This is a genomic window from Pseudomonas sp. LBUM1647, assembly GCF_059716175.1.
On the sequence record NZ_CP166809.1, the window covers coordinates 358,391 to 376,714 of the forward strand.

At 59.2% G+C, this 18,324-nt stretch carries 17 protein-coding genes; 13 read left to right on the forward strand and 4 right to left on the reverse strand.

The window, feature by feature from the left end; genetic code table 11:
* Positions 1 to 29 precede the first annotated feature (29 nt).
* Together ACA059_RS01630 and ACA059_RS01635 are read left to right on the forward strand one after the other, a co-directional pair.
* Complete coding sequence (locus tag ACA059_RS01630; RefSeq protein ID WP_497632454.1) at positions 30 to 1,040, forward strand: class 1 fructose-bisphosphatase; 1,011 nt, start codon at positions 30 to 32, stop codon at positions 1,038 to 1,040.
* A 3-nt stretch (positions 1,041 to 1,043) separates the two neighbouring features.
* The gene (locus tag ACA059_RS01635; protein WP_497632455.1) at positions 1,044 to 1,646 is read left to right on the forward strand and encodes a DUF924 family protein; all 603 of its coding nucleotides are present in this window, start codon (positions 1,044 to 1,046) and stop codon (positions 1,644 to 1,646) included.
* Positions 1,647 to 1,659: 13 nt separating this feature from the next.
* Here the strand turns inward: ACA059_RS01635 and ACA059_RS01640 are convergent, their stop codons facing one another.
* From ACA059_RS01640 to ACA059_RS01650, 3 genes are all read right to left on the reverse strand, one after another.
* On the reverse strand, positions 1,660 to 1,992 hold the full coding sequence (locus ACA059_RS01640) for a type II toxin-antitoxin system RelE/ParE family toxin (RefSeq protein WP_497632456.1): 333 nt from the start codon (positions 1,990 to 1,992) through the stop codon (positions 1,660 to 1,662).
* A complete protein-coding gene (locus ACA059_RS01645; protein WP_095127543.1) occupies positions 1,989 to 2,261 on the reverse strand; it encodes a type II toxin-antitoxin system Phd/YefM family antitoxin in 273 nt (90 codons plus the stop codon). Before ACA059_RS01645 ends, ACA059_RS01640 begins: the two co-directional genes overlap by 4 nt.
* Positions 2,262 to 2,463: 202 nt before the next feature.
* The gene (locus ACA059_RS01650) at positions 2,464 to 4,356 is read right to left on the reverse strand and encodes a methyl-accepting chemotaxis protein (protein WP_497632457.1); all 1,893 of its coding nucleotides are present in this window, start codon (positions 4,354 to 4,356) and stop codon (positions 2,464 to 2,466) included.
* 284 nt (positions 4,357 to 4,640) lie between these two features.
* Here ACA059_RS01650 and ACA059_RS01655 point away from each other — a divergent pair, with 284 nt between their 5' ends.
* Positions 4,641 to 4,895, forward strand: a complete 255-nt coding sequence (locus ACA059_RS01655) for a lipoprotein (RefSeq protein WP_046052167.1) — start codon at positions 4,641 to 4,643, stop codon at positions 4,893 to 4,895.
* Between the two features lie 31 nt (positions 4,896 to 4,926).
* Positions 4,927 to 5,496: a lipocalin family protein gene (locus tag ACA059_RS01660; RefSeq protein WP_497632458.1), complete on the forward strand. Its 570-nt coding sequence runs from the start codon at positions 4,927 to 4,929 to the stop codon at positions 5,494 to 5,496.
* Positions 5,497 to 5,588: 92 nt separating this feature from the next.
* Here the strand turns inward: ACA059_RS01660 and ACA059_RS01665 are convergent, their stop codons facing one another.
* Entirely contained in the window at positions 5,589 to 6,953 is a 1,365-nt protein-coding gene (locus tag ACA059_RS01665; protein ID WP_497632459.1) for a formimidoylglutamate deiminase, read from the reverse strand.
* A gap of 146 nt (positions 6,954 to 7,099) precedes the next feature.
* Here ACA059_RS01665 and hutC point away from each other — a divergent pair, with 146 nt between their 5' ends.
* The 9 genes from hutC to hutH (ACA059_RS01710) all read left to right on the forward strand — a co-directional run bounded on the left by hutC (position 7,100) and on the right by hutH (ACA059_RS01710) (position 18,273).
* On the forward strand, positions 7,100 to 7,810 hold the full coding sequence (hutC, locus tag ACA059_RS01670; protein WP_177326944.1) for a histidine utilization transcriptional repressor HutC: 711 nt from the start codon (positions 7,100 to 7,102) through the stop codon (positions 7,808 to 7,810).
* 10 nt (positions 7,811 to 7,820) lie between these two features.
* A complete protein-coding gene (locus ACA059_RS01675; RefSeq protein ID WP_497632461.1) occupies positions 7,821 to 8,390 on the forward strand; it encodes a HutD/Ves family protein in 570 nt (189 codons plus the stop codon).
* A gap of 461 nt (positions 8,391 to 8,851) precedes the next feature.
* Entirely contained in the window at positions 8,852 to 10,540 is a 1,689-nt protein-coding gene (gene hutU / locus ACA059_RS01680; protein WP_497632462.1) for a urocanate hydratase, read from the forward strand.
* 150 nt (positions 10,541 to 10,690) lie between these two features.
* A complete protein-coding gene (locus ACA059_RS01685) occupies positions 10,691 to 12,163 on the forward strand; it encodes a purine-cytosine permease family protein (protein WP_497632463.1) in 1,473 nt (490 codons plus the stop codon).
* 68 nt (positions 12,164 to 12,231) lie between these two features.
* Positions 12,232 to 13,200 carry an ABC transporter substrate-binding protein gene (locus tag ACA059_RS01690; RefSeq protein ID WP_497632464.1) on the forward strand — a complete coding sequence of 323 codons (969 nt, stop codon included), beginning with the start codon at positions 12,232 to 12,234 and terminating at the stop codon, positions 13,198 to 13,200.
* Positions 13,201 to 13,270: 70 nt separating this feature from the next.
* A complete protein-coding gene (locus ACA059_RS01695) occupies positions 13,271 to 14,122 on the forward strand; it encodes an ABC transporter permease (RefSeq protein WP_415758288.1) in 852 nt (283 codons plus the stop codon).
* Positions 14,119 to 14,949: a quaternary amine ABC transporter ATP-binding protein gene (locus ACA059_RS01700; protein WP_008149478.1), complete on the forward strand. Its 831-nt coding sequence runs from the start codon at positions 14,119 to 14,121 to the stop codon at positions 14,947 to 14,949. Before ACA059_RS01695 ends, ACA059_RS01700 begins: the two co-directional genes overlap by 4 nt.
* 152 nt (positions 14,950 to 15,101) lie before the next feature.
* On the forward strand, positions 15,102 to 16,625 hold the full coding sequence (gene hutH / locus ACA059_RS01705) for a histidine ammonia-lyase (RefSeq protein ID WP_497632465.1): 1,524 nt from the start codon (positions 15,102 to 15,104) through the stop codon (positions 16,623 to 16,625).
* A 115-nt stretch (positions 16,626 to 16,740) separates the two neighbouring features.
* A complete protein-coding gene (hutH, locus tag ACA059_RS01710; RefSeq protein ID WP_497632466.1) occupies positions 16,741 to 18,273 on the forward strand; it encodes a histidine ammonia-lyase in 1,533 nt (510 codons plus the stop codon).
* The last annotated feature ends 51 nt before the right edge of the window (positions 18,274 to 18,324 follow it).

Consider the following 18,324-nt stretch of genomic DNA (forward strand, 5'->3'; position numbering starts at 1 on the left):
TTAGCCCCCCCATTCCACCGGAGCCTTCCATGTCCCGCGTTACCCTGAGTCGCTATTTGATTGAGCAGACCCGTAGCAACAACACCCCTGCCGATCTGCGTTTCCTGATCGAAGTGGTGGCGCGCGCCTGCAAGGAAATCAGCCACGCCGTGTCCAAAGGCGCCCTCGGTGGTGTTCTGGGCAGCATGGGCACCGAAAACGTCCAAGGCGAAGTGCAGAAGAAACTCGACGTGATCTCCAACGAGATCCTGCTGGAAGCCAACGAATGGGGCGGTCACCTGGCCGGCATGGCGTCCGAAGAAATGGACAATGCCTACCAGATTCCGGGCAAATACCCGAAAGGCGCGTACTTGCTGGTATTCGACCCACTGGACGGCTCGTCGAACATCGATATCAACGCACCGGTCGGTACTATCTTCTCGGTGCTGCGTTGCCCGAGCGAATACCTGAGCCAGAACGAAGCCTTGAACGAAAAGGCCTTCCTGCAGCCAGGCACCGAGCAGGTAGCCGCCGGTTATGCCATCTACGGCCCGCAGACCATGCTGGTGCTGACCTTGGGCGACGGCGTAAAAGGCTTCACCCTGGACCGTGAAATGGGCAGTTTCGTGCTGACCCATGAAGACATCCAGATTCCGGCCTCCACTCAGGAATTCGCGATCAACGCCTCCAACCAGCGTCACTGGGAAGCGCCGGTACAACGCTACGTCGGCGAACTGCTGGCTGGCGAAGAAGGCCCGCTGAAAAAGAACTACAACATGCGCTGGGTCGCCGCGATGGTCGCGGACGTGCACCGCATCCTGACCCGTGGTGGTCTGTTCATGTACCCACGCGACAGCCGCGAACCCTCCAAGCCGGGCAAGCTGCGTCTGATGTACGAAGCCAACCCGATGTCGTTCCTGGTTGAACAGGCTGGTGGCGCTTCCACCGATGGCCATCAGCGCATCCTCGACATCAAGCCTGACGGCTTGCACCAGCGTGTCGCGGTGTTCCTCGGTTCGAAAGAAGAAGTCGAACGCGTCACGGCTTACCACAAGGAATAAACCATGACCGCGCCCTGGCAGCCGTTGCTCGAATGGTGGTTCGGAACGCTCGAATCCCCCCACGAGATAGCGGCTGACAAGGGCAAGTTATGGTTCGGCAAGCGCGACAGCCAGGACCTCGAAGCGCAAACGCGTTTCGGGGACTGGGTCGAGCAGGCACTGGCCGGCGGATTGACTGACTGGGTGCAACGTCCCGAAGGTTGGCTGGCCCTGGTGCTGCTACTCGATCAACTCCCGCGAATGATCTTTCGCGATACTCCCAAATCCTTTTCCGGCGATCTCAGGGCTCAGGCACTGGTGGCGCAAGGCATTGCTGCTGATTTCGATCGGCAGTTGCGGCCCATACAGCGGGTATTCATCTATCTGGTGTTTGAGCATTGCGAGAATCTGGCGGTGCAGAACGAAGCGGTTTCGCGGTTTATCGAGCTGGTGGCGCAGCAGCCTGAGGCTGATCGGGCGGTGCTTGCCGATAACCTGGATTATGCCGAGCGGCATCAGAAAGTGATTGCGCGGTTTGGGCGGTTTCCGCATCGCAATGCGGTGTTGGGGCGGGAGTCTACGGCTGAAGAGCTGGAGTTTCTGAGCGGGCCAGGGTCGCGTTTCTGAACACGCCCTGAACTTAGGGATTGCCTTGCAACAGTCGCTTCATCAGCAGTGTTGGCAAATTTTTCCGCGTATCGGCAACGATGTGGATGTAGACCGTTTGCTCTCGCACTTCATAAATGACGCGGTTCATTCCTGAGAGAATTTGTCGATACTGGCTGAGATTGAGCTTCTCGATTTCTTCCGGGATTGCCCCTGCATAGGGCAAGGACTCCAAATGGCGAATTGCAGCCTTCAGGCTGGCATAGGTGCTTTGCCAGGTCTGGGCAGAGAAGTGCTTGGTGAGATAGGTACGGAGTTCTTTGAGGTCTGTTTCGGCTGACTGAAGAATGACGACCTTAAAACTCATTGATGGTCGACCCTGTCCAGCTCTGCAAAGACATCTTCGGCATCCCGGAATTTACCTTCTTCAATCTCACGATTACCCATCGCCAAGAGCTTTAACAGGGCCATGGTGTCTTCTTGTTCTTCAAAACTTTTCACATCCATGACCACGAGCTTGGCTTCACCATTTTGGGTGATGACCAAAGGCTCTCTGCTTTCTGTGATCGTTTTGACGATTTCGGCCGCGTGGCTTTTCAGGTAGCTGATCGGCTTGATTTGAGATGAAAGCTTCATGGAATGAACCCCGTCAGATTAAGTAGGACCGAGTTTAGTCTTAATTCAGTCTTGCGTCAGGTTGTGTCGACCGGCGTTTGATCGTTCCCACGCGCAGCAAAGGATGCAGTCCGGGACGCTCCGCGTCCCTTCCAAAGCCGAACGCGGAGCGTCCAACTTTTGGGGTGCAGACCAGAGCGTGGGAACGATCAGTGACGGGCTGTCAGATCCGGAAGCTACCCACCAACTGCTTCAACCGCGCCGCCTGTTGCTCAAGATCCGCACACGCGCGCAAGGTCGACTGCAAGTTCTCCACGCCTTCCTGATTCAGCGTGTTGATCTCGGTAATGTCGACGTTGATCGACTCCACCACCGCCGTTTGCTCTTCCGTCGCAGTGGCCACCGACTGATTCATTCCGTCGATTTCACCAATACGCTGGGTCACGCTGCCCAGACGTTCACCAGCCTGGTTGGCAATACCGACACTGCTTTCGCTTTGGCGCTGGCTGTCGGTCATGGTGATCACGGCTTCCCGGGCGCCGACTTGCAGTTCCTCGATCATCTTCTGCACTTGTTGCGCCGAATCCTGAGTACGGTGCGCGAGGTTACGCACCTCGTCCGCTACCACGGCAAAACCGCGACCGGCTTCACCGGCACGGGCCGCTTCGATGGCGGCGTTGAGTGCCAGCAGGTTGGTCTGCTGGGAGATGCTGGTAATCACTTCCAGAATCTGCCCGATGTTTACGGTGTTGCTGTTAAGCGTTTCGATGTTGCCGCACGAATCGCTGATCTTCGCCGAGAGCTGCTGCATCGCTGCGATGGTTTTATCGACGACTTGCTGGCCATCCTCGGCCAATGCGCGAGCATCGCTCGAATGCTGAGAGGCGAGGGCGGCGTTCTGGGCGATTTCCTGGGCAGCGGCGCCCAGCTCGTTGATGGCGGCGGCCACGCTGCTGGTGCGCGAGGCTTGCTGGTCGGAGTTGAACATCGACGAGTTCGACGCGGCAACCACACGCAAGGCGACTTCGTTGACCTGGCCGGTGGCCGAGGACACTTCGCGAATCGACGTGTGAATACGCTCCACAAAACGGTTGAACGAGGTGCCCAGTGCACCGAATTCGTCGTGGCCGTGAATGGTCAGGCGTTTGGTCAGGTCACCTTCGCCTTCGGCGATGTCATGCATGGCGCGGCCCATGGTCAACAGCGGTTGCATCAAGAAGCTGATCAGCATGCCCAGCAACGCGATGATGATCACCACGGCAATGACCATGGCGATGATCGCCGAGGTGCGAAATTCGCTGAGCATCGCGAACGCGGTGTCCTGATCCAGCACCAGCGCCACGTACCAGTCTGCCGAGGGCACACCATTGACGTGGGTAAAGGAGATGAATTGAGTCTTGCCGTCGATCTCGACTTCTTTCATGCCAGGGCTGACTTTCGGCGCGCCGTTCGGGTAGGCGTCGGTCAGGCTCTTGAGCACCAGTTTGCTGTCCGGGTGGATCAGGATTTTGCCGTCGGCGCTGACAATAAACGCATGGCCGTGGCCTCCGAAGTTCAGCGAGTTGATGATCGCGCTGACGCTGGACAGGTCGATGTCTGCCCCGGCGACGCCGATCATTTGATTCTGATGTTTCACTGGCGTGGCGACGGTGATCACCAGTTTGCCCGACGACGCGGCGATATAAGGTTCGGTGACGATGGTCTGTTGCGCACCGTTGGCCGCCTTGTACCAGCCACGGGCGCGGGGGTCGTAATCCGCCGCTCGATTGCCGGCCGGGACCGAAAACATCACGCCATCGGTGCCACCGAAGTAGCTCAACTGAAAATTACTGGTGTAGGCCGGCAGGTCGATGGCGCGCTTGAGGTTGGCCAGGGCGCTGCCGTCCACGGCGATCTGCTGGGACAGCGATTGCAGCAACTGCATGCGGCTTTCCAGCCAGGTCTGGATGTTGCTGCTGGTCAGGCTGCCGAGTTCCTGCATCGAGGATTCGGTACTGCTGCGCAGGGTTTGCCGCTGGCGGTAGTCGTTGAAGAGGATGAAACAAGCGAATGCAACGGCCACCACGAGGGCGGCAGCCAACAAGATCTTGTGGCTGAACTTCATGTTTCTGGTCATTAAATGAGCTACCGCGGAGAGGCTGGTCAACAAAGGGGCGTCAATTTGCCACAGTCGTGGGCTTTGCGCTGCTTTTATGTCGACTGACCGGCGCCAAAGATTAGGCAGCTTTTTGCGAAAACCGACGAAATACTCAATAGCGAAAGAAAGTTGCTGATTTTTCGAAAAAAGGTAGACGAGCGGCCCAACAAATAGCCGGCCGGCCAGGGAACCAGACAGGGGTTTTCTCTTCTAAGCTTCTGCTTGGCAGCCATGCCATTCCCCTTCGCCCCAGGAGCTACACCATGTCGCTGCGTTCTATTGCCCTGCTTTCGTTCTGCGTGTTGTTGGCCGCGTGCAGCAAGGTTAATCAGGAAAACTACTCGAAGCTGTCGTCAGGCATGCCCAAGGCCGAAGTAGAAACCTTGCTGGGCAAACCCGCCGATTGCTCGGGCGCGCTCGGCATGTCCAGTTGCACCTGGGGCGACAAAAACAGCTTTATCAGCGTGCAGTACGCCGGTGACAAAGTGCTGATGTTTTCTGGCCAAGGCCTGAAGTAATCCGGGGTTATACGCCCACGGGAGAAAAACAATGAAGCGGTTATTGATAGTCCTTTTAGCCGGCCTGGTATTGGCCGGCTGCGCCACGTCTGGCGTCGATCCGTTGGCACCGAAAACCGCCAATAGCGTCAATCTCAAGAAGTACCAAGGGACCTGGTACGAGTTGGCTCGTCTGCCGATGTATTTCCAGCGCAACTGCGCGCAATCCGAAGCCCATTACACGCTCAAGCCTGACGGCAAGGTGTTGGTGCTCAATCGCTGCCTGACGGCGGACTGGCAGTGGGAAGAGGCCAAAGGCACGGCCTGGCCACAGGACCCGGGCAAAACCGACAAGCTGTGGGTCGAGTTCGATACTTGGTTTTCGCGGCTGATTCCGGGTGTGTCGAAGGGTGAGTACTGGGTGTTGTATGTCAGTGATGACTACAAGACCGCCATTGTTGGCGATCCGAGCCGCAAGTATCTGTGGCTGCTGTCACGGACCCCGACGGTCAATGGCGTAGCGCGTGAAGAACTGCTGAGCAAGGCACGTCAGCAAGGTTACGACACTACGCGGCTGATCTGGCGCGCGACAGACACGCAGATGGCCAAGACCTCGAACTAACTGCGCGGCTGAAAAAAGATCGCAGCCTTCGGCAGCTCCTACAGGGATCAAGTGATTCTGTAGGAGCTGCCGAAGGCTGCGATCTTTTGCTTTTAACCGAGCAAGTCGCGCAGGACTTGGGTGAAGGCGCGGTTACTTGCTTCTTCGTCCGCATGACGCCCGTCGCGCACAACCCACTGGCCATTGACCAGCACATCCCGCACCTGGCGATCACCACCGGCAAACAGCCAACGATTGAGAATCCCGTCGCCACTGGCTGTCGCCAGGTACGGATCGTTGCCATCCAGCACCAGCCAATCCGCACGTTTGCCAACTTCCAGCGCACCAATCGACTGACCCAGCGCTTGAGCGCCGCCATCCAGTGCCGCGTCGTACAACGTGCGGCCAACCATCGGCTGATCCGCGCCATACAAACGATTACGCCGTTGGTCGCGCAGACGCTGGCCGTATTCCAGCCAACGCAATTCTTCCACCACGCTCAAAGACACATGGCTGTCGGAACCGATGCCCATGCGCCCGCCCTGAGCGAGGAAATCCACCGCCGGGAAGATACCGTCGCCGAGGTTGGCTTCAGTCGTCAGGCACAAGCCGGCGATGGCGCGACTCTTGGCCATCAGCGAGACTTCTTCCGGGTTGGCGTGGGTCGCGTGAACCAGGCACCAGCGTTGATCGACCTCGGTGTTTTCGTACAGCCATTGCAGCGGACGGCGACCGCTCCAGCTCAGGCAGTCATCGACTTCTTTCTGCTGTTCGGCAATGTGAATGTGCACCGGGCACTGCTTGTCGCTGGCGGCCAGGACTTCGCTGATTTGCTGTGGTGTTACCGCGCGCAACGAGTGGAAACACAAACCCAGTGACTGCGCCGGTTGCTGCGCCAGGATCGGCTGCAAGCGCGACTGAAGCTTGAGGTAGTTTTCGGTGCTGTTGATAAAGCGGCGCTGGCCTTCGTTCGGGGCCTGGCCGCCGAAACCGGAATGGCTGTAGAGCACCGGCAGCAGGGTCAGGCCGATCCCGGCGGAACTGGCGGCCTGGCTGATGCGCAGCGCCAGCTCGGCCGGGTCCGCGTAAGGCTGGCCGTTGGTGTCGTGGTGTACGTAATGAAATTCCGCGACCGAGGTGTAACCGGCCTTGAGCATTTCGATGTACAGCTGACGGGCGATGACGCCGAGTTGGTCCGGGCTGATTTTTCCGACGAGGCGATACATCAAATCGCGCCAGGTCCAGAAACTGTCATTCGGATTACCCGCCACTTCCGCCAGCCCGGCCATGGCGCGCTGGAAGGCGTGGGAGTGTAAATTCGGCATACCCGGCAGCAGCGGACCGCTTAGCCGTTCGGCGCCATCTGCATTGGAATCGGCCTGGATATGGGTCAACACGCCATTGGCGCTGACCTCAAGACGTACATTGTTGGCCCATCCACTAGGCAGCAGCGCGCGTTCGGCAAAGAAGGCGGACATGGTTCAGCACCCCATCGTGTGTTATTTGTATATACATATACAGACGTTTGCCTGCTCGGTAAACTCCGGCAAGCTAGTAACCTCTCTTCAACGAACAAGGATTAACCGTGCCGACTCCGCCTGCAGTCTCTCCGTTGGCCGCACACATGGGCGACAGTCCGGCGCCCTTGTACGCCCGTGTCAAACAAATGATCACCCAGCAAATCGACAGTGGAAACTGGCCGCCGCACTACCGCGTTCCGTCGGAAAGCGAGTTGGTCAACCAACTGGGCTTCAGCCGCATGACCATCAACCGCGCCCTGCGCGAGATGACCGCCGACGGTCTGCTGGTGCGCATGCAGGGTGTCGGCACGTTCGTCGCCGAGCCGAAAAGTCAGTCCGCGCTGTTTGAAGTCCACAACATCGCCGACGAAATCGCCTCCCGTGGCCATCGCCACACCTGCAAGGTCATCACCCTCGAGGAAGAGGCCGCCGGTTCCGAGCGCGCCTTGGCGCTGGACATGCGTGAAGGCCAGAAAGTCTTTCACTCGCTGATCGTGCATTTCGAAAATGATATCCCGGTGCAAATCGAAGACCGTTTCGTCAACGCACTGGTGGCGCCGGACTACCTCAAGCAGGACTTCACCCTGCAAACGCCATACGCCTATCTGAACCAGGTCGCGCCGCTGACTGAAGGCGAGCACGTGGTCGAGGCGATTCTGGCCGAGGCCAGCGAGTGCAAATTGCTGCAGATTGAAAAGGGCGAGCCGTGCCTGCTGATTCGTCGCCGCACCTGGTCCGGCCGTCAGCCAGTGACTGCCGCCCGCTTGATCCACCCCGGTTCCCGTCATCGTCTGGAAGGGCGGTTTCATAAATAGAGAGCCATAAATGAATGAGTTGAAGGTTTTACGCGCCATTGATTACCCGCGCATGCCATGGAAAAACGGCGGCGGCAGCACTGAAGAAATCACCCGTGATGGAGGTGCCGGCCTTGAGGGTTTCGGCTGGCGCCTGTCGATTGCCGACATCGGCGAGTCGGGCGGCTTCTCGACATTCGCCGGCTATGAGCGAGTGATCACTGTGCTGCAAGGCGACGGCATGACCTTGCGGGTTGATGGTCAGGACACTCGGCCATTGTTACCGCTGGACCCATTTGCTTTCAGCGGCGAGAGCCAGGTTTCCTGCACATTGCTCGGTGGGCCGATCCGCGACTTCAACCTGATTTATGCACCGCAGCGTTATAGCGCGCGATTGCAGTGGCTGGACGGCGAGCAGCGGTTTTTCAGCTCGGCAGGCACCGTGCTCGTATTCAGTGTCACCGACGAGCTTGAAGTGAAGGTCGGTAACAGTGCCTCGCAACTCGGTCGCCATGATTGCCTGCAACTCGACGGTAACGCCGGCCTGCTGGAAGTTTCCAGCAATGGTCCGTGCTGTGTGATCGAGCTGATCGTACGCTGATTCAAAATCCCTAAAAGATCGCAGCCTCGTTTCACTCGACAGCTCCTACAGGGTGAACGCCATCCCCTGTAGGAGCTGTCGAGTGAAACGAGGCTGCGATCTTTTGCTTTTCAACGTTCCCGAATGCGCACCACTTTGTTACCGAACGCCCCAGCGTGGCGCAAAACCCCGCTCAAGTAACAGCTGTAACCCTCCTCGCAAAATCCCCCCGAAAAATTTCATCTTTGCCAGAACCCTTGATCCAGGCGCTTTCCAGCCCTTTCAAAACTTTTCTTGAACACTCATCCAGCAAGTTGGCCGCTTGATTGCATATGCTTGTATGTACAAGTAAAGACGTATGCGTATGAGTCGATCGAGACTCCTCGCAACGTCCACTGATTCGCTTGGGGCGCAACGATGCGCACAAGCTGGCTTGCCCACCGCCAGGGTTGGTTTGGATTGATCGCTGAGGAGTCTTTTTCGTGACTGACAATACCCAGAAACCTACTAAGTTTCGTGACGTTGAAATTCGTGCCGCTCGCGGTAACACGCTGACCGCCAAGAGCTGGCTGACTGAAGCGCCGCTGCGCATGTTGATGAACAACCTCGACCCGGAAGTCGCCGAGAACCCTAAAGAACTGGTGGTTTACGGTGGTATCGGTCGTGCGGCGCGTAACTGGGAATGCTACGACAAGATCGTCGAAAGCCTGACCAACCTGAACGACGACGAGACCCTGCTGGTGCAATCCGGCAAGCCGGTCGGCGTGTTCAAGACCCACAGCAATGCCCCGCGCGTGTTGATCGCCAACTCCAACCTGGTGCCTCACTGGGCGAGCTGGGAACACTTCAACGAACTCGACGCCAAAGGCCTGGCCATGTACGGCCAGATGACCGCCGGCAGCTGGATCTACATCGGCAGCCAGGGCATCGTTCAAGGCACCTACGAAACCTTCGTCGAAGCCGGTCGCCAACACTACAACGATGACCTGAAAGGTCGTTGGGTCCTGACCGCAGGCCTCGGCGGCATGGGCGGCGCTCAGCCTCTGGCCGCGACCCTGGCCGGCGCTTGCTCGCTGAACATCGAATGCCAGCAGGTCAGCATCGATTTCCGTTTGAACAGCCGTTATGTCGATGAGCAAGCCACCGACCTCGACGACGCGCTGGCCCGTATCGCCAAATACACCAAGGAAGGCAAAGCGATTTCCATCGCCCTGCTGGGTAACGCGGCTGAAATTCTGCCGGAACTGGTCAAGCGCGGCGTGCGCCCGGACATGGTCACCGACCAGACCAGCGCCCACGACCCGCTCAACGGTTACCTGCCAGCCGGCTGGACCTGGGAAGAATATCGCGCTCGCGCCAAGACCGAGCCAGCCGCTGTCGTCAAAGCAGCCAAGCAATCGATGGCCGTGCACGTTAAAGCGATGCTCGAATTCCAGAAGATGGGCATTCCGACCTTCGACTACGGCAACAACATCCGTCAGATGGCGCAAGAAGAAGGCGTGGAAAACGCATTCGACTTCCCAGGTTTCGTACCGGCTTACATCCGTCCGCTGTTCTGCCGCGGTATCGGCCCGTTCCGTTGGGCTGCACTGTCGGGCGATCCGCAAGACATCTACAAAACCGACGCCAAAGTAAAAGAACTGATCCCGGACGACGCGCACCTGCACAACTGGCTGGACATGGCGCGTGAGCGCATCAGCTTCCAGGGTCTGCCGGCACGTATCTGCTGGGTTGGCCTGGGCCTGCGCGCCAAGCTCGGTCTGGCGTTCAACGAAATGGTTCGCAGCGGTGAATTGTCCGCACCAATCGTAATCGGTCGCGACCACCTGGACTCCGGTTCGGTAGCCAGCCCGAACCGCGAAACCGAATCCATGCAGGACGGTTCCGATGCCGTGTCCGACTGGCCACTGCTCAACGCTCTGCTCAACACCGCGAGCGGCGCGACCTGGGTTTCCCTGCACCACGGCGGCGGCGTCGGCATGGGCTTCTCCCAGCACTCGGGCATGGTGATTGTCTGCGACGGTACTGACGAAGCGGCCGAGCGTATCGCTCGCGTTCTGCACAACGACCCGGCTACCGGTGTCATGCGTCACGCCGATGCGGGTTACCAGATCGCGATCGACTGCGCCAAGGAACAGGGGCTGAACCTGCCGATGATTACCGGCAAGTAACGCAAAACCCTGTAGGAGCTGCCGCAGGCTGCGATCTTTTGGCGTCGTTACTGACGCCGAAGATCAAGATCAAAAGATCGCAGCCTCGTTTCACTCGACAGCTCCTACAGGGACCGAGTGAATTCCATAACAATCCACAGAGGTTGAATCATGGCTGTTAACAGCGATCGTGCAGGCAGTAAACCGTTGATCGAGAAACGTTCGATCGACTACATCCCGGAAGCGGAGAGACACGGTCGTCTGTTGAGTCAGTTCACCCTGTGGATGGGTGCCAACCTGCAAATCACCGCGATTGTCACCGGGGCCTTGGCCGTGGTGCTGGGCGGTGACGTGTTCTGGTCGTTGATCGGTCTGTTGATCGGTCAACTGCTCGGCGGGGGCGTAATGGCGCTGCATGCGGCGCAAGGGCCCAAGCTTGGCCTGCCGCAGATGATCTCCAGCCGGGTACAGTTCGGCGTGTATGGCGCGGCCATCCCGATCGTGCTGGTCTGTCTGATGTACCTCGGTTTCACTGCGACGGGCACCGTGCTTTCCGGCCAGGCGCTGGGCCAGTTGTTTGGCGTCAGCGACAGCGTCGGTATCCTCATCTTCGCCAGTGTCATCGTGCTGGTGACGGTGCTTGGTTATCGGGTGATCCATTGGATCGGCCGTGTCGCCAGCGTCATTGGCGTGATTGCCTTCGTTTACCTGTTCAGTCGCCTGATGAGCCAGACTGACGTTGGCGCACTCCTGCAAATCCGCCACTTCAGCTGGACCAGCTTTCTGCTCGCGGTGTCGCTCGCGGCGTCCTGGCAGATCGCCTTCGGCCCCTACGTGGCTGACTATTCACGCTACCTGCCGAGCAAGACTTCCTCGGTGAAAACCTTTTTCGCCGCCGGTGCGGGTTCGGTCATTGGCGCACAGGTGGCGATGATCCTCGGCGTGCTTGCCGCCGCCTCGGCCAATGGGCAGTTCGCCGGCCACGAAGTGGCCTACATCGTGGGTCTGGGCGGTACCGGTGCCACCGCTGCGCTGCTGTACTTCAGCATCGCGTTCGGCAAGGTCACCATCTCCACGCTGAACTCATACGGCAGCTTCATGTGCATTGCGACCGTCATCAGCGGTTTCCGTGGTGACCTGCGGGTAACGCGCTTGCAGCGTCTGGTCTTCGTGTTGGTCATCGTCGGCACTGCGACCCTGATCGCGTTGCTCGGTCAGCACTCGTTCCTCGGTGCGTTCAAGTCCTTCATCCTGTTTTTGCTGGCTTTTTTCACGCCATGGAGCGCGATCAACCTGGTGGACTACTACTGCATCACCCGCGAGCGCTATGACGTGCCGGCGCTGGCCGATCCGAACGGTCGCTACGGCCGTTGGAACCCCCTCGGTATCAGCGTCTATGTCTTCGGTGTGCTGGTGCAACTGCCGTTCATCTCTACCAAGTTCTATACCGGTCCGCTGGTGGACGCTCTGGGTGGTGTGGATATTTCCTGGATCATCGGTCTGGTGCTTCCTGCAGCCCTGTATTACGTGTGCGCGAAAAAATGGCACAGCGCAGTACCCGATCAACTGATCCTGCCGGTCGAGCAGGACAGCGTTGTACAACCTAAAAATAGCGGGGCCGGTCGCGCTGCGGCGCAGGCCTGATTGGACGTGGACAGGGCTGGATGCCTCTTGACTGCCGTAAGCCAACTCATGATTAGGAGCGTCACACAATGAAATCGAACAAGACCCTGCTGACCACTTTGCTTTCCATGGGCCTGCTGGCCAGCGCCGGCGCCACTCAGGCGGCTGGTTGGTGCGAGTCGGGCAAACCGGTGAAATTTGCCGGCCTGAACTGGGAAAGCGCCATGCTGCTGACCGACGTGCTGCAAGTCGTGTTGGAGAAAGGCTACGACTGCAAGACCGACAGCCTGCCGGGCAACTCCATCACCATGGAAAACGCCCTGAGCAGCAACGATATTCAAATCTTCGCCGAAGAGTGGGTTGGTCGTAGCGAAGTCTGGAACAAGGCCGAAAAGGCCGGCAAGGTTGTCGGTATCGGCGCTCCGGTCGTGGGTGCTGTCGAAGGCTGGTACGTGCCGCGTTACGTGATCGAAGGCGACGCCAAGCGCAAGCTGGAGCCTAAAGCTCCAGACCTGAAAGCGATCGCCGATCTGGGCAAATACGCTGCAGTGTTCAAGGATCAGGAAGAGCCATCCAAGGGCCGTTTCTATAACTGCCCGGCCGGCTGGACCTGTGAGCTGGATAACAGCGAAATGCTGAAAAGCTACGGCCTGGAAAGCACCTACACCAACTTCCGTCCGGGCACCGGTCCGGCACTGGATGCCGCGGTGTTGTCGAGCTACAAGCGTGGTGAGCCGATCCTGTTCTACTACTGGTCGCCAACCCCGCTGATGGGCCAGGTCGACCTGGTCAAACTCGAAGAGAAACCAGGCGTGGACAAACGCGTGACCATCAAGGTCGGCGTGTCCAAGGTCTTCCACGAGCAAGCCCCGGAACTGGTGGCTGTGCTGGAAAAGGTCAACCTGCCAATCGACCTGCTCAACCAGAACCTCGGGCGCATGGCCAAAGAGCGGATCGAGTCACCAAAACTGGCGAAAATCTTCCTCAAGGAACATCCTGAAGTCTGGCACGCATGGGTGAGCGAAGACGCAGCCAAAAAGATCGACGCGGCCTTGTAGGTTGAGCCTCTCCGACTGCCCTGAGCGGCAGTCGGATGCTTGATCGCAACCCCTTGATTGAGAGTCTCTTATGTTTCCCGAAAGCTTTACCTTTTCCATCGCCGACTGGGTCAACAGTTGGGTCGATTCACTGGTCACCAACTACGGCGACGTGTTCCGGCAAATCTCCGATACCCTCCTGTGGGCCATCGTCAATCTTGAAGGGCTGCTGCGTGCGGCGCCCTGGTGGCTGATGCTGGCGATCGTGGCGGGCGTTGCCTGGCACGCGACCCGCAAAGTCGTGACCACCGCCGTGATCGTTGGCTTGTTGTTCCTGGTGGGTGCGGTCGGCCTCTGGGACAAGCTGATGCAGACCCTGGCGCTGATGATGGTGGCGACCATCATTTCGGTGCTGATCGGCATTCCGCTGGGCATTCTTTCGGCGCGCAGCAATCGCCTGCGTTCGATATTGATGCCGTTGCTGGACATCATGCAGACCATGCCGAGTTTCGTGTACCTGATCCCGGTGCTGATGCTGTTCGGCCTGGGCAAGGTCCCGGCGATTTTCGCCACCGTGATCTACGCCGCACCACCGCTGATCCGCCTGACTGATCTGGGTATTCGCCAGGTTGACGGCGAAGTGATGGAAGCGATCAACGCCTTCGGTGCCAACCGCTGGCAGCAACTGTTTGGCGTGCAACTTCCGCTGGCCCTGCCGAGCATCATGGCCGGGATTAACCAGACCACCATGATGGCCCTGTCGATGGTAGTGATTGCCTCGATGATCGGTGCCCGTGGCTTGGGTGAGGACGTGTTGGTGGGGATTCAGACCCTCAACGTCGGACGTGGTCTTGAGGCGGGTCTGGCGATCGTGATTCTGGCAGTGGTTATCGACCGTATTACTCAGGCGTATGGTCGGGCACGGCATGAGGTGAGCAAATGAACAACGAAGCCATCAGCAAGATCGAAGTCAAAAACGTCTTCAAGATTTTCGGCAACCGTTCCAAGGATGCGCTGGCCATGATCGGCCAGGGCAAAACCAAAGATCAGGTGCTGTCCGAAACCGGCTGTGTGGTCGGCGTTAACGACTTGTCCCTGAGCATCGGCACCGGCGAGATCTTCGTGATCATGGGCCTGTCGGGTTCCGGCAAGTCCACCTTGGTGCGCCACTTCAATCGCCTGATCGACCCGACCAGCGGCGCGATCCTGGTAGACGGCGTGGACATCCTGCAATACGACATGGAAGCCCTGCGCGAATTTCGCCGGCATAAGATCAGCATGGTGTTCCAGAGCTTCGGCCTGCTGCCGCACAAGACCGTGGTGGATAACGTCGCCTACGGCCTGAAAGTGCGTGGCGAGACCAAGCAAATGTGCTCCGAGCGTGCGCTGCACTGGATCAACACCGTGGGCCTCAAGGGCTACGAAAACAAATACCCGCATCAGCTCTCGGGCGGCATGCGTCAGCGTGTGGGCCTGGCTCGCGCCTTGGCGGCAGACACCGACATCATCCTGATGGACGAAGCCTTCAGTGCCCTCGACCCGCTGATTCGCGCCGAAATGCAGGACCAGTTGCTGGAACTGCAAAAGACCCTGCACAAGACCATCGTCTTCATCACCCACGACCTCGACGAGGCCGTGCGCATCGGCAACCGCATTGCGATTCTCAAGGATGGCCGTCTGATTCAGGTCGGCACGCCGAGAGAGATCCTGCATTCGCCGGCGGATGAGTATGTGGACCGGTTCGTACAGCGTCGGGCTGCGGTGGTTTAAGAGATTTGCGGTGTCTGTGCTGGCCCCATCGCGAGCAAGCTCGCTCCCACAGGGATTTTGTGAACGCTGGAGATCCACTGTGGGAGCGAGCTTGCTCGCGATGAGGCCGGTGAAGCTGCATCAATATTCAAGTTGTACGCACGAGGTCAAAGATGTCCCAGGCTGAAAAAATCGTTATCGCCGACGCCCCGTTGCGTTGGCAGGATGTGGTCGCCGTAGCCCGCCATGGCGCACAGCTTGAGCTGTCGACCGAGACCTGGGCGCGGATCGACAATGCCCAGGCGATCGTCCAGCGCATCGTCGTCAGCGGCGAGCGCGCGTATGGCGTCAACACCGGCCTCGGCGCGCTGTGCAATGTCTCGCTCAAAGACGAGCAACTCAGCCAACTGTCGCGCAACACCCTGCTCAGTCACGCCTGTGGCGTTGGCGCACCATTGGCCGACGAACAGACCCGCGCAATCATCTGCGCCGCCATTCGCAACTACAGCCACGGCAAATCCGGCATTCATCGCCGGGTGGTCGAAGCCCTGTTGGAACTGCTCAATCGCGGCATTACCCCGCAAGTGCCGTCCCAGGGTTCGGTGGGTTACCTGACCCACATGGCCCACATCAGCATCGCGCTGCTGGGTGTCGGCAATGTCAGCTATCGCGGGCAGATCGTTTCCGCCCAGCAAGCTCTGGCCGAAGAAGGTCTGCAACCGGTTCAGCTGGGCGCCAAAGATGGCCTGTGCCTGGTCAACGGCACGCCGTGCATGTCCGGCCTCAGCTGCCTGGCAATCGCCGACGCGACACGTCTGGTGCAATGGGCCGACGTGATCGGTGCCATGAGCTTCGAAGCTCAGCGCGGTCAGATTGCCGCGTTCGATGCCGAGATCATCGCGCTCAAACCGCATCCAGGCATGCAGCAAGTCGGCATCAACCTGCGTGCGTTGCTCGATGGCAGTGAAGTGATCGCCAGCAGCAAAGGCATTCGTACTCAGGACGCGCTGAGCATCCGCTCGATCCCGCAAGTCCACGGCGCCGCTCGCGATCAGCTTGAGCACGCGAAAAAGCAGATCGAAACCGAACTCAACTCTGTCACCGACAACCCGATGCTGCTGGGCACGCCGGATGACTTCCGAGTGGTGTCCCAGGCCAACCCGCACGGTCAATCCGTGGCCTTGGCGGCGGATTTGCTGGCCATCGCCATGGCTGAAATCGGCTCCATCGCCGAACGTCGGCTGGATCGCTTGATCAACCCGCATGTCAGCGGTTTGCCGGCATTCCTGGTGGCCAATCCGGGGGTGAACTCCGGGATGATGATCGTCCAGTACGTCGCCGCTTCGCTGTGTGCGGAAAACCGCCAGTTGGCGCAACCGGCCGTACTCGACAACTACGTCACCTCCGGCCTGCAGGAAGACCACTTGAGCATGGGCACCAACGCGGCGCTGAAGCTGCACCGCGCTTTGGAAAACTGCACGCAGATCCTCGCGATCGAGTACCTGCTGGCGGCCCAGGCGTTTGAATTTCTCAAGGAACAACGCTTCGGCGCCGGCACCGATGCCGCCTGGCGTCTGCTGCGCGAGCGAGTCCCGGCCTACGACCAGGACCGCTGGCTGGCACCGGACATCGCCAGTGCCGCCGCCGTTTTGAAAGACCCGATTTTGCTGCACAACGCGTTACCGAACCTGAACTGATTTCCACCACACCAGCGTGCCAAGGCGCGGCTCCCCAGAAGGCGAGACGCGACGGACAACGGACAACTCCGGAGCGTCTGGTGAGTTAATAAAAGACTCTCAAAAGGAGAATGAAATGACTGCGTTAAACCTTATTCCCGGCCAACTGAGCCTTGCCCAACTGCGTGATGTGTATCAGCAGCCGGTCAAAATCACCCTCGACAACAGTGCCTCGGCCCAGATTGAAGCCAGCGTTGCCTGCGTGGAACAGATCCTCGCCGAGAACCGCACCGCTTATGGCATCAACACCGGTTTCGGCCTGCTGGCGTCGACCCGTATCGCCAGCGAAGACCTGGAAAACCTGCAGCGCTCGCTGGTGCTGTCCCACGCCGCCGGTGTCGGCGAGCCGATCAGCGACGCGCTGGTTCGACTGGTCATGGTGCTCAAGGTCAACAGCCTGAGCCGTGGTTTCTCCGGCATTCGTCGTAAGGTCATCGATGCACTGATCGCCCTGATCAACGCCGAGGTTTACCCGCACATTCCATTGAAAGGTTCGGTCGGTGCATCCGGTGACCTGGCGCCTTTGGCCCACATGTCGCTGGTGCTGCTGGGCGAAGGTAAAGCTCGCTACAAAGGCGAGTGGATGGAAGCAACCGAAGCGCTGAAAGTAGCCGGTCTAACACCGTTGACCCTGGCTGCCAAAGAAGGTCTGGCGCTGCTCAACGGCACTCAGGTGTCCACCGCTTACGCGCTGCGTGGTCTGTTCGAAGGTGAAGATCTGTTCGCTGGCGCTGTAGCGCTTGGCGCCCTGACCGTTGAAGCCGTGCTGGGTTCGCGCTCGCCGTTTGATGCTCGCATCCACGCCGCTCGTGGCCAGAAAGGCCAGATCGACGCCGCTGCCGCTTACCGCGATCTGCTGGGCGAGCGCAGTGAAGTGTCCGACTCGCACCAGAACTGCGACAAGGTCCAGGACCCGTACTCCCTGCGCTGCCAGCCGCAAGTCATGGGTGCTTGCCTGACCCAGTTCCGTCAGGCCGCCGAAGTGCTGGCGGTCGAAGCCAACGCCGTGTCCGACAACCCGCTGGTGTTCGCCGCTGAAGGTGACGTGATCTCCGGCGGTAACTTCCACGCCGAACCGGTCGCCATGGCTGCCGACAACATGGCGTTGGCCATCGCTGAAATCGGTTCCCTGAGCGAACGTCGTATCTCGCTGATGATGGACAAGCACATGTCGCAACTGCCGCCGTTCCTGGTGGCCAATGGCGGCGTCAACTCCGGCTTCATGATTGCCCAGGTGACCGCTGCGGCACTGGCCAGCGAGAACAAGGCGTTGTCCCATCCGCACTCGGTGGACAGCCTGCCGACTTCCGCGAACCAGGAAGACCACGTTTCCATGGCGCCGGCTGCCGGCAAGCGTCTGTGGGAAATGGCCGAAAACACTCGCGGCGTTCTTGCGGTGGAATGGTTGGCGGCCTGTCAGGGTCTGGATTTGCGTGATGGTCTGAAGACTTCGACCAAGCTGGAAAAGGCTCGCGCCATCCTGCGTGCTGAAGTGCCGTTCTATGAGAAGGATCGGTTCTTTGCGCCGGACATCAATGCTGCTAGCGAGCTTCTGGCGACTCGTTGCCTGAACGAGCTGGTTTCGGCGAAGTTGCTGCCTAGCCTGTGATGACCTCTTCGCGAGCAGGCTCGCTCCCACAGGGTTTACGCAATCCAATGT

Coding starts and splice junctions, on each gene's coding strand:
- ACA059_RS01690 (WP_497632464.1), top strand. CDS start 12,232: ATGAAATCGAACAAGACCCTGCTGACCACTTTGCTTTCCATGGGCCTG.
- hutH (WP_497632466.1), top strand. CDS start 16,741: ATGACTGCGTTAAACCTTATTCCCGGCCAACTGAGCCTTGCCCAACTG.
- ACA059_RS01695 (WP_415758288.1), top strand. CDS start 13,271: ATGTTTCCCGAAAGCTTTACCTTTTCCATCGCCGACTGGGTCAACAGT.
- ACA059_RS01675 (WP_497632461.1), top strand. CDS start 7,821: ATGAATGAGTTGAAGGTTTTACGCGCCATTGATTACCCGCGCATGCCA.
- ACA059_RS01700 (WP_008149478.1), top strand. CDS start 14,119: ATGAACAACGAAGCCATCAGCAAGATCGAAGTCAAAAACGTCTTCAAG.
- ACA059_RS01660 (WP_497632458.1), top strand. CDS start 4,927: ATGAAGCGGTTATTGATAGTCCTTTTAGCCGGCCTGGTATTGGCCGGC.
- ACA059_RS01635 (WP_497632455.1), top strand. CDS start 1,044: ATGACCGCGCCCTGGCAGCCGTTGCTCGAATGGTGGTTCGGAACGCTC.
- ACA059_RS01685 (WP_497632463.1), top strand. CDS start 10,691: ATGGCTGTTAACAGCGATCGTGCAGGCAGTAAACCGTTGATCGAGAAA.
- ACA059_RS01640 (WP_497632456.1), bottom strand. CDS start 1,992: ATGAGTTTTAAGGTCGTCATTCTTCAGTCAGCCGAAACAGACCTCAAA.
- ACA059_RS01630 (WP_497632454.1), top strand. CDS start 30: ATGTCCCGCGTTACCCTGAGTCGCTATTTGATTGAGCAGACCCGTAGC.
- ACA059_RS01665 (WP_497632459.1), bottom strand. CDS start 6,953: ATGTCCGCCTTCTTTGCCGAACGCGCGCTGCTGCCTAGTGGATGGGCC.
- hutH (WP_497632465.1), top strand. CDS start 15,102: ATGTCCCAGGCTGAAAAAATCGTTATCGCCGACGCCCCGTTGCGTTGG.
- hutC (WP_177326944.1), top strand. CDS start 7,100: ATGGGCGACAGTCCGGCGCCCTTGTACGCCCGTGTCAAACAAATGATC.
- ACA059_RS01655 (WP_046052167.1), top strand. CDS start 4,641: ATGTCGCTGCGTTCTATTGCCCTGCTTTCGTTCTGCGTGTTGTTGGCC.
- ACA059_RS01645 (WP_095127543.1), bottom strand. CDS start 2,261: ATGAAGCTTTCATCTCAAATCAAGCCGATCAGCTACCTGAAAAGCCAC.
- ACA059_RS01650 (WP_497632457.1), bottom strand. CDS start 4,356: ATGACCAGAAACATGAAGTTCAGCCACAAGATCTTGTTGGCTGCCGCC.